The 11489-nt window shown below is 40.1% G+C and carries 6 protein-coding genes; 1 reads left to right on the forward strand and 5 read right to left on the reverse strand.

Annotated elements, in window-relative coordinates; all coding sequences use genetic code 11:
- Nucleotides 1–335: 335 nt before the first annotated feature.
- The 5 genes from AC1DQW_RS01230 to AC1DQW_RS01250 form a co-directional block, all read right to left on the reverse strand.
- Entirely contained in the window at nucleotides 336–842 is a 507-nt protein-coding gene (locus AC1DQW_RS01230; protein ID WP_477452462.1) for a hypothetical protein, read from the reverse strand.
- A gap of 2 nt (nucleotides 843–844) precedes the next feature.
- Nucleotides 845–4789: a DUF6443 domain-containing protein gene (locus AC1DQW_RS01235; RefSeq protein WP_477452463.1), complete on the reverse strand. Its 3945-nt coding sequence runs from the start codon at nucleotides 4787–4789 to the stop codon at nucleotides 845–847.
- Nucleotides 4790–4815: 26 nt separating this feature from the next.
- The gene (locus AC1DQW_RS01240) at nucleotides 4816–8613 is read right to left on the reverse strand and encodes a PKD domain-containing protein (RefSeq protein ID WP_477452464.1); all 3798 of its coding nucleotides are present in this window, start codon (nucleotides 8611–8613) and stop codon (nucleotides 4816–4818) included.
- Between the two features lie 180 nt (nucleotides 8614–8793).
- Complete coding sequence (locus AC1DQW_RS01245; RefSeq protein ID WP_477452465.1) at nucleotides 8794–9852, reverse strand: hypothetical protein; 1059 nt, start codon at nucleotides 9850–9852, stop codon at nucleotides 8794–8796.
- 4 nt (nucleotides 9853–9856) lie between these two features.
- Nucleotides 9857–10870, reverse strand: coding sequence for a hypothetical protein (locus tag AC1DQW_RS01250; RefSeq protein WP_477452466.1), 1014 nt, complete (start codon nucleotides 10868–10870; stop codon nucleotides 9857–9859).
- 417 nt (nucleotides 10871–11287) lie between these two features.
- On the opposite strand from AC1DQW_RS01250, the gene AC1DQW_RS01255 reads away from it, so the two are divergent.
- Nucleotides 11288–11485 carry a hypothetical protein gene (locus tag AC1DQW_RS01255; protein ID WP_477452467.1) on the forward strand — a complete coding sequence of 66 codons (198 nt, stop codon included), beginning with the start codon at nucleotides 11288–11290 and terminating at the stop codon, nucleotides 11483–11485.
- The last annotated feature ends 4 nt before the right edge of the window (nucleotides 11486–11489 follow it).

Raw genomic sequence — 11489 nt, forward strand, 5'->3', positions numbered from 1 at the left:
ACGGAATTTTTATAATTTCTTTCGAAATAGGTCTTTATTTGGGGCAAATCCTTATCCTGTGCCGGGGTCGACCCATAGTTTATGGAAAATTTGGTCAGATCATTCTTATTTTCATAAACATAACTTGGCCTTTGACTTTGGATCGGATACTCTGCAACTAATTCATCCTCACTTATCGGCTTCAAATTAACTGGTAATGAAAGTATTAATTTACCAGAAATTAATTTTAAAACATTATTATCCCGCTTCTCAATTTGTGGCTGAAATGAAAGTGAAAAAAATAAAAATAAAAGACCTATCAATCTCATGTTAATAAAAATTAAGAACCTATTATGTTAAGTCAACAATCTTTGTAACTCTCCGTCGAGTTCTTTAGCAAATAAACCAGATATTATGTATACAAATCCGTTTTCGTTAGTTAATTGCCAAACCGGAATATTCAAATCATAAACAGCCTTTACGGGATATGAAATTTTTCTGTGGCTAAAATGACCGACTTTAAATTTCAATTCTACCGATGGTTTATTAATCCAAAATAATACTTTAAAAGGAGTTGTTTTAATCATTATTTCATTATCAATAATGCTAACCTCCGTTGCTGTTCTGCTTATGGTTAACCCTGTTGAAACCGATTTTGAACGGTCAATCCATGCTATTATAATTACCAAGAAGATTTGGGCAATAATATAAGCAGAATCAACAATTTTATCTAACGCATAATACAACAGGATGGAAAACACTATTATAATTAATAAATTGATAAAAAAATTCTTAATTAAGTTATTTTTTACTGGGTTTATTAAATAATACAAACTATCTGACGCATCAAAATTCACTGACATGATTAATGTGGGTTAACAAAATAATTATAATAATACCCTAATGTGTAAGAATCCGAAAATGCGCCTGCAACTGCAGAGGTCGCGTCTACCGCAGGCGAAGACCAATTCGTATGAGTCAAAGCCATGGTAGCTGCATCATTTGCTATACCGAATGCAGTTTGAAAGCGACCTGCCTTATTTGCATCGACATGCCCAAAATCATTATCTATTATTTTTCCAACTAACGCTCCCATATTGCTTGGAGTAACATCTGAGTCATTTTTACGACCGGAAAGATACCCATATAATCTCATTCCGTTAAGAATGGCCCTGGTACCTCCATCACCAACCGCAAAAATTCCAACGCCAGATTCTATAGTCAACGCGCCGACAGCGACTTCGGCAATCCCTCCTACCATTCCAAAAAAAGCATTAGTTGCTCCGCCCCAATCAATGGATTCGCGCTGTTGATCGTCTGCGTTTCTTCCTAATAAAGAATTTGCATCCTGATCCGTCAAATTTACATATTTATCGTAAGTATTGGGTGCATTTACCGGATCACTTGCGTAACCTAACCGATATTGGTCCTTAGACGCACCTGATACGTTGGCAGTTGAAATAATTTTACCATTTACAATAGTATAAATACGATAGTTTGCCGTTAATGCCTTAAACGCCGCTTTAGCGTCATTTCCATAAAATGTTGTTCCATAACGTTGCCCCAGCTCCAATAAAGCGATCGTGCTACCGTTGCGCGCTTCGGTAATAAGCTGGTTGTATGCCGAAAAGTCGGATGGGCCTCCTGCGCCCCCACTACCGCCGCCACCTAAATCTCCTTCATATGCGTCTCTGAATGGGTCAAGTCCCCCGCCCGCCTGTTGATAATCTCCAAGTGGATCATTATAAACAATAGGATTATTTTGACCGTATTGGTATATAGTTAAGCTTTCCGACAACTCCGCCTTAGGATCCACCCCAATAAATCGCCCTAATGCCGCATCATAGTTGCGGTAAAATGTTTGATAATAATCGGGTAAGTTGCCGTAATCCTTCTGCCATTCGCTTCCACCATTGTAAAGCAATTTATTATCCGAAACAGGAGTAGTCACCGGGCTGCCAGGCATTACTAAGCCAAATCCATAATAGCTATTTTCTTGTTTAACTATGGCTAACCCCGGCATAGTTGAACTCTCTTCAAAGCTAATACGGGCATTCCCTTGCTGATCGTTTATTATATACTCGGTTTTTAAAGTAACTGCGCTACCTGTTGCTGTGTTGCGCACTCGGCCTTCCGGCATCCCGAAATAACTAATAACACCGTTTATGTAAACAAAACCGTCAATATAATCGGTAGACGTTTGGATAACGCTATTATTATATTGTTGTTTACGGATAAGCTGCCCCGCGGCGTTATAAGTGTAATTGATGTATTGCCCGGTACCTGACGTTAAGGTTATCTTATCGGTCCGGTTTAAAATATTGTAAGCAATAATAAGTGATTTATACGGATCAGTAGTTAAATTACCACTGGCGGGATCATAAATATATGTTCCGGTGGTGGTTCCAGAAATATTACGGAAGCCATATCCCGTATAGTTGCTGCCGGTTCCGTCGGTTACGGTTTTAAGTTGATTTGGGTTATTGGAATCATAACCATAGGTCAGATTATCAAATTCAACCGGCGGTGTACTTGCTCCTATGGTTGATGCATTTCTCTTAAGACCTGAAATGTTGCCTCCATCATCGTAGCTGATGTTGTACTCATCAAAACCGTTAGGATTAATATTAAAAGCCGCAGTTGCTGTTGGCGACCGCTCTGCGTAAGTGCTTGCCGAATAGCGATCAACGGCGTCATAGTTGTATTTATAGCTCCTTTCGTTGGTCAGCACCCCATTTACATCCCTGGTCATCCATTTTACAGCAGACAGTTTTCCGTTAAACCATGGCGTGTTACCCAAATTACCATCAATCTGATCGTACAAGAACTGCATGCCAAGAAGATCGTTACTGTTATCATTGGTATTCAGGGTACCGCTATCGTCATTAAGTTTACTATTATTAATACTCGTTAGCTGACCACGGATATTGTACCGAAAATCTATAGATTGTAAGGCGTTTGGGGTAATTACAGCGCTAAATGCGGATCCGGCTACTGCCGAAAAGTTAGGAGTTAATATAATTTGATTAGTTGCAACAACATTTAGGGTTCCACCGCTGTTTATGCTATTACTCCCATCAAGTGTTACATTAGCAGCTGCCTGGTTAGATCCCGGCTGCAGATTTTTTTTCACCAACTGGCCAAGTTCATTGTAATTATAAGAAGCAATATGGATCACAGCACCGCTATTGTTATAAGTCTGATCTATTGCAGAAATCCGGTGCATGTGATCATAACTCATTGAAGTAAGCACAGTATTGGTATTTGTTGTGCCTGTTCCGGTAACTTTTAAGACCTTTGTTTGAACAGCAACTCCCGTAAAGTCTAAGCCAGAAGTTGAATAATCAGTAATTACTCCATCTGTAAAATTTAGCTGGTTATTACTTTGCGTTTGTATTAAATGACCATATTTGTCATAAAACAGAGCCTTTACAAGCCATATGTTTGTTAAGCCGGATCCAACAGTTCGGGTACGAATAATAGTTGGTACCCCCTTAATGTTGGCAGCAATCACTGCCGGTTCATTATTAATGTATTGTAAAGAATATGCATAGTTCGCGGTACCATTTCCATCAATATCGTAATCATCAAAATAGCAGTAAGCCAGAGGCGTTATTGCAGAAGTGGAGGTTGGAAAAACCGAATTTGTATAATATCCATTTGATGCCGAGGTCGAGCGGCTTTCATACCATGTGGTGTTGTAAGCTGCAATTCCGCTTACAAATACCTGCATATTCGCCTGGCCAATATTCGCAGGTGTGTTATCCACATATATTCCCTGGCTTATCGGATGGTTTTTAGAATCGTATTTAATGTAATTCCATTGGTTTAATTTTCTTAAGTTGCCATCCTGCACCAGCACCGGCCGGTTCAAGGGGTCATAAATGATGTAAACATCACCAGATCCGGGAATTCTTTTTTGCACCAGGCGTCCCCTCGCGTCATAAATATATTTAAAAATCAGCGCGCTTAATGCGGTTTGGTTAGGATCATAATTTGACAAACTCACCATTTTTTTTAATGCTACAGGGGGAATCACATAACTGATATTTCCAGCATTGTTATAAATATAATAGGTGTCAATATTTAAGGTGCCGTTTTTTTGTCTTTTTAATACAACCTGTCCGCTACGGGTACTAAAAATAAGATTTTCACGACCATCTTCATCAGTTAGGTCGGTTACAGATAGCGCATTATCTGCATAATTACCTTGGTTAATACCGCTGGCATCCCATAGTATAACATTACCGTCTTTGGTACCAACATTAGCCCTGTAAATAATTGTTTTGTAATGCTGGGTACCAGTAGCCCCGGCTGGCTGATAACCCGCTCCAACAAAACCAGAACTTAATATTCGTTGTAATGGGCTATTTTCAAAAACTTTTTGACTAAAAGGAGAAGTGTCATCCGTCACCTTGTCGGCAGTACCGTTACTGTAAAAAGCCATCTGGTCATTTGCTGCATTTGCGCGAAAGGATCCCCCACCGTCTGCTCCAACATAGGGGAGCAAGTTTGTATTTTGTTGGCCAAGATTATTGTAAATTAAAGGTTGGATAATGTCTTTTCGAGACGGACTTGCCTGAACGGCAACTGTCTGTATAGGCCTGCCCAAACCATCGTTATAAGTAATAGTGGTTTGTTTTGCATATGGGTCAAGCGCGTAGGTTTGATCATCTGTAGTAATGCCGGGAATTTTGATAATCTCATCCTGGATGAAGTTTTTACCCTGAGCAAGAACCCTACCTGAAAAAGAAGATAAAGTTAGCGTAATTAAGAGACACGCAAACTTTTTTTGACTTATTAAATTCATATTCTGTTTTCTTTTGGCTTTAAATTTTATTGACATTCCTGAACATCGAAAAACGCGCTGATAGAAGTCCCGGTTTGCCCAACCGAAGAGGTTACCACGCACCGGATGCGATATTTCTGGTTCTTGGGAGCACAATTCTTAGTGAATTGATTAGAATCTGTGCCGTCGTTAACCCAGGTTACGCCATTATCATAACTAAGTTGCCACTGGTAATGCAGTGCTCCATAACCGCTTCCTCCAACGGAACTTATACTGTAATAGCTATGCGTGGCATCATTTGCATTAGGTGGGCATGATTCCTGATTCAACGATTTATGATAACAGTTATCCCATATGGTTACTCCCGATTGACACATCATTGGAATAAGTGGAGGATATTGTACATTAATTACTGCAGAGCCTACTGTTGAAGTGCCATATATAGGGTGAGACGTGCTAAGCGTAACAGTATAATTCCCCGTGCTTGCATAAGTGTGTGTCTGATTAAATCCATTTATTACTGTCGCGCTGGTACCATCACCAAAATTCCATGAATATGTAATGCCTGTTTTACAAGGGTACTGACTTCCGAACAAATTTGCCGGAGAATTAATCATAGCAGGCGTAGGGCTATACCAGATAATGGGGGTAAATAGCCCTGCCGTTACATCGTCGGTACTTATATAAGTTCTTTTCTCTACAATGTTTCTGTCCTGATCGAGGCGAAATAGTAGCCTTCCCCAAGGGTCTAAATTATAATAAGTCGAGACACCATTAGTGTTTGTTTCTGCTATTTTAAAATAAGTAACCGGATCATAGGCGTATGTTTCAACCTCGGAATCCCGCGGATAAAACAGTACATCATCAATGTAGATAGTAACGCTTGTTCCCAAACTAATGGTAAATGATGAGGTCATTCCACTAACCGGCACCTGCCATTCAAAATATTTTGAAGCGCCGCCTGTATTGGTAAACGTCTTGGAAATAGGAGTTGTCGTGCCGCTGCTATTGGTCAATGTGATATTTATTGTTCCTGCCGCCGTGCTACTTAACCATGCAGACAAAATGTAACTATTTGCACCATTTTTTTTAATCATGGCTTTCGAAAGGGATTGTCCGGTTAACAACTGGTATGCATTACCAGAATGGCTGTTAGTAGGTCCGATACCAATTGGATAGGATAGTATGAAATTTGATCCTGCCGGCAGATTACTGTCGAAATCATTGAATCCGATTTCCGCGAATGCGGCGTTTTTGAATATCGCGACTGGATGGAAGGAAAGATGGTCGGTAACCACTGTATTCGAGTTCTTGTTTCCATCATCTGAGGTTTGCGGAAAGCCGGAATTATCGTACGAGGTATAATTTTTTACAGGAAAATATTTCGGGTCATAGCTTGCTGCACCTGCGCTGATAAAAAATGGCGTAAATGATGCACCATCAGCCGCAGTCATTTTAAGAGACTGGAAAGGCAAATATGCGTATGTATTACCGGGAAATTGCACCGTTTTAAACTTGCTTAACTGCGAGCTCGTAGTTGTAGTAACCCCTCCCCTTGTTACCTGGATATAGTTTTCTACCGGGACGTTGATGTTTTGCTTCTGAAGGTGATATATAGCATTAACTGTAGAATCTGAGCTTGTACTGCTAATAGTATAATCTTTGCTGTAAGTTGTGTTAACCGTTGTAATGCTATTATCGCTATTTGTTGTTTGCTGTTTTATCAGCTTGTTGTATGTATTGTTGTATGTATTGTTGGTTATAGTAGTAAGTGCCTGGGTAAGGGTTGAAGAATCGTAAACTTTATCAGTAACCTGACTTGTAAGTTCGCCAGACGCATAATATATTTTAAATTTTGCATACCCAACCACTCCATTATTATTTTCATACCTGAATCCGGTAACCGTTGCAGGCGTAGCTGAACGCTGGTATGTGTAGCTCGTCTCCTTTACTAATTGATTCGCATCGTTATAATCACTTTGCTTTTGCAACAACCCTCTTTCAAAATCGTAATTTATATTTGAGGCAAACGGGTAGCTGTCGATGTCATTTCTGGTCGATCCATATGATGCGCAGGTTGTCCTTGCCGAGTAGTCGACCGTTGGACTCCAGTCAGGCGAACAGCCACTACAAGCCGGGGATGATGTAATATCCCAATTAGTTGCAGGTATGTAAAATTGCGATAAAGTGCTCCCGCCACCTGTCCGGCTCATTCTTACCGAACTATATAGAATAGTATGATCTTCATTTGACAGGTCGCTGGCAGAGCGAATTGTTGAATAGTTCCAATAGCTCGTTCCCGTTTGCGTGCCGGTATACGGTGTAGTGAATCCGAATACAGGCAGCGAAGTTGGCTTTCCGCTCGACTTTCCGTTTGCCTGATATGTGTAATTGGTGACTATATTATTAGCAGCGTTTATTCCGCCAAAATCTGTAACCTGCTTTACCCTAACACCTCCACCCCGTACGGTGAGGTTTGAAGGAACATCCAGGTAATCATTCGGCTCGTATAATATGCTTGTATACCCCCCGTCTCCATAGATTATTTTATTAAGAGCGCCAACTGTGACATTAACAGGATCGACGATCTTATCATTTGCGCTTAAAGTATAAGTATAGTCTAACCCCACCGATGTTGAGGCTTTAATTACGTAACGTTGGTAAGACGTATTGACTGGATTTACAAACAGAGAGGGAACCGGATCGGTAAACCCATTAGCACTATAGTATCCCCAGAAATCTGTATGGAAAGATGAAGAATCTCCCAGCGCTATTGTGGAATTCCCCAAAAATGGGTCCGGGGCACTAACGCCATTGTATTCAAAGGTATATTTTAAAGAGGAATTACATCCCTCCGCCTTGAAGCTCGTCAGGAAACTTCTGGAATAGCTGCTGGAGCTTTCAGTAGAAGTCACGCTGGTGTATCCAAGTTTATACGTTTTGCCTAATCCTGAAATTGACTCGATGCAAAACTGGCGTGTAGATGAATTGCTTGTTCCCGAAAATGACAGAATCTGGGTAAGCACACCATGATCATTTGTCTGAACAGATTGTAACTGTTGTGGTGTAACATCTAATAAAACAGCATATTGTCGTATTTTGGTAGTAGTAGTGCCTGTATTGCCTGCATAAAAAACAATGTCATCTTCACTGTGTTTTATTGCCTGACTTTGATAATTTAGAACTACCCCATTCCCATTGACGTCTGTGATGCTTTTTAAGCGCCAATCGGCATAATACTGTATCCCGTTCTTATACTGGTTGTACCTATTGGCAAAGTAAGTTGCCGTTCCGGTACCCAGCTTAAGCGTAGCTAAAGATGTAGTTTGATTAACACGTTCCGGTACTGAAAAAACATAGGTAATGCCCTGATCATTTACTATTGTAAAGCCGGTAATTGCTCCATAAAACTGATCGGTAGTTGTAGTATTGTAGGTAGCAGTAACAACGATATCCTGATAAGAAATGGGGTGGATTATATGATTTTCGTCAAAAACCAGTTGACATGACAGCCCCGGGGCATCTACCGTAAAGATATCGGGCTCGGTATCTGACAGATCAGCAAAGTTGGAATTGATATAATTTATATCCGCAGCCTCGTTGGTACAGTTTAAGGTACTCGTATTAGCTATATTGAAATTGGATATCTTGGTTCCGTTTGAATTGTAAAGCCACCCTAATCTTGCGTTTCCCGCAAAATCCTTTTTACAATCATCTGGCAAACCATTTACCTGCCTGGAAATTTTTCCACCAACCTGTACATCCCAACTCATACCTGCCGAGCCCTCAATATCAGTCGGCTTTAAGCCAGAATAACCGTAAACCAAACTCACTGGTAAATTCACAGTTCCCCTTGTTATATTGTATATTGGAATTACCGCTGTAGCGGATCCGGTTACTTGATTTACACCGAAGACATTTTGTTGGGCGTACCCCGATATTTTTATTAAAAAAAATAAAAAAAATAAGGTTGTTTTTTTCATGTTATGTTATAATAGTCTTTTTTTACCCCAGGTGAAACCGTTTTACTTACCTAAGATTTGAGGATGAATTTCGTTTAAGAGCTTTGTTGCTGATTCAAGCTGATTTTTAAACCCGTTCATTTGTTGTGTATTTTTTTGATTAACTGCCTCCAGTTCTTTTATCTGTTTATCCTTCTCAATCAAATACAAAGTCAGCTCTTCCACCTTTTTCACCAGCAGCTTATTCATCTCGCCCAGGTTAAGGCCATTTTTTGCAACCTCCGCTTCAGACGGCATATCCGGTAAATGCTGGTTTTGATCGATGTAGTTTTTTACATCGGTTAAGGATGGGAGTTGGTAATCTTTTTTGAAAACGTAGTCGGGCCAGTTGGCGTAAAGCTTCACCGTCATGGAGGTTGCTATTACGTTCCCGTTTACTGCAAGCTTATAGCCTTTGGGGTCAGTAGTGCCTATTGCTACGTTTCCTTGAACTATGCTCATATAAGCATTTCCCGAAGTCCCCCATGACTGAACATCCTGACTGGGGTCTCTTTCCCACCATGTTCTGGTATTCGTTTGGGGATTTGAAAATGAATTATCTACCGTTATTCCATCATGCAACCTCGTGGTATACCAGTCACTACCGGGCGAATTTCGAACTAACCAAATGTTGTTTTGTAAACTGTTACCGGTTCCGCATAGCCCTGCCACTGAACTCAAAAGCGAAGCATTTTTAATTGTGCTACCAAGTGGGGTTGATTGAAAAACATTGAATTTAGCTGCCAGGGAAGTTGTTCCTATTCCAACATTGCCAGCAAAATAACCCTGCCCATCAGCTCTTACACTGAAGTTAAGCGTGCCATTTGTTATACCATCGTAGTAATAGTTTGCAGCATTATTATTATTGTCTGTTATTGCCCGGAAAATCCCCGCCGGATAATAATAACCTGTGCCTAACTGATGTCCTGTAAAAAATGTTTGCCCATTTGAGGTTTGGGCTACTATTTTGGTATTACTATTTAATATATCATTAGTAGCATCAACCGTAACGTTTTTGGTTTGTGCATCAGCAAAATGTATACTGGCTAAACCAGCCAGCATCAGCAGTAAAACTTTTTTCATATATCTATTTAATTTGTTTTTTTAAATCTTGTACTTGTTTTTTTAATTCGTTGATCTCTTCTTTCGCTTCTATCATATACAGCGTCATTTCTTCCATCTTTTTTACCAGCAGCTTATTGATCTCGCCCAGGTTAAGGCCATTTTTGGCAACTTCCGCTTCAGATGGCATATCCGGTAAATGCTGATTTTGGTCGATGTAGGTTTTTACATCGGTTAAGGATGGGAGTTGGTAATCTTTTTTGAAAACGTAGTCGGGCCAGTTGGCGTAAAGCTTCACGGTCATGGAGGTAGCTATTACGTTGCCGTTTACAGCAAGCTTGTAGCCTTTGGTATCAGAAGTCCCGATTCCTACATTTCCTGCTGTAATGGTCATTCTCAAATAGCTGGCGAGATTAGCATTAGAAATATTGTAATTAGAGCCGCCTGTTGAGTTCCCGTTGTAAAAATTAATGGCACCAAGATTCCCACCGCTGTTGTCCATCCTAATCGCCGCCCAGTAATTGCTTCCACCGTCGCCAAGCGCGGTAAAAGTTCCGTTTAAATTGTCCTTGATCGCGCCGCCCAAAAATAGGTTTGTAAATCCGTTGGCTACCCCCCTGGCAGATGATATATTTCCGAATGTTTGCATGGATATTGCTCCGTTCACGTCCAAAGTGGTGTTTGGGCTGGTCGTGCCGATACCGACGTTTCCGGCATTGTCAATTCTCATTTGTTCTGTAAAATTATCATTGGTCAGCTGATATTTCCCCAGGCTTATGTGATTTGGAGCAGATGAAATTCCAAATATCCTAAACTCTGCATTTGCTTGTCCAAAGCCACTTGCTTCGGTGCCGGCATCGTATATGAATAGTTTTTTATTACTGACGGATGGTCCGAGAGATAATGATGAAGCTGGACTTGTAGTACCAATACCCACGGTATTAGTCGTAGAAGTTACCGTTCCGCTGGTTGTAAATTGTGCATGTAAGAATTGCGAAACTGATAAAATAATAATAAGGGTTAAGGATAATTTTTTCATGATGGGTAATAGTTTATTTGGGGGATAAAAAAATTGTAATTAGAACTTTGTTCCGCTCAAAAAAATTAACATAACAGGCATAACAGCCATTTTATGGCTATGCTGAATGAGTTAAAATCAGGAATTGTGTGGGTTGTATCTTAAGAGTACTGGTGAGATATTTTCATGTTATTGTGATAGGGGTTAAGGTGGTAAAATAGGTTGTAGGTAAAAAGGTATTTATAAAATATATTATAGTTTTATTTGGTGATAAAAATAATATATTTTATTTAATATAAAATGTGCCTTTAACATTTTTTCTTTAAAATTTAGGTGATATGTTTAACTCAAAATTTTGTGATGGGCTCCTCACACTCGGGATACATACAAAGTTACGCAGCCAATGCCATACCCATGGTGACACTACTTTGTCAGTAGATGATTATTCCTCATTTGGCGTGGGGATACAACGCAGGTCAAAAGCCGGGTGTACCCGTAACTATCAGTTTAATATGTTTGTTTTCACCCATCGGATGGCATGGTACCCCAAAGGTGCTTTTAAGGGAAGGTTTAAGTGAACCAAAAGGACAAGAACGCGGCGCCGGGGAGGCAGGCAACGGTAAAAATCCGGTTTAAAAAA

This window comes from Mucilaginibacter sp. P5_A4, from assembly GCF_056400605.1.

Bases quoted from the DNA above. Each gene is read 5' to 3' on its own strand.
- AC1DQW_RS01230 (WP_477452462.1), bottom strand. From the start codon at position 842: ATGTCAGTGAATTTTGATGCGTCAGATAGTTTGTATTATTTAATAAAC.
- AC1DQW_RS01235 (WP_477452463.1), bottom strand. From the start codon at position 4,789: ATGAATTTAATAAGTCAAAAAAAGTTTGCGTGTCTCTTAATTACGCTA.
- AC1DQW_RS01245 (WP_477452465.1), bottom strand. From the start codon at position 9,852: ATGAAAAAAGTTTTACTGCTGATGCTGGCTGGTTTAGCCAGTATACAT.
- AC1DQW_RS01250 (WP_477452466.1), bottom strand. From the start codon at position 10,870: ATGAAAAAATTATCCTTAACCCTTATTATTATTTTATCAGTTTCGCAA.
- AC1DQW_RS01255 (WP_477452467.1), top strand. From the start codon at position 11,288: ATGATTATTCCTCATTTGGCGTGGGGATACAACGCAGGTCAAAAGCCG.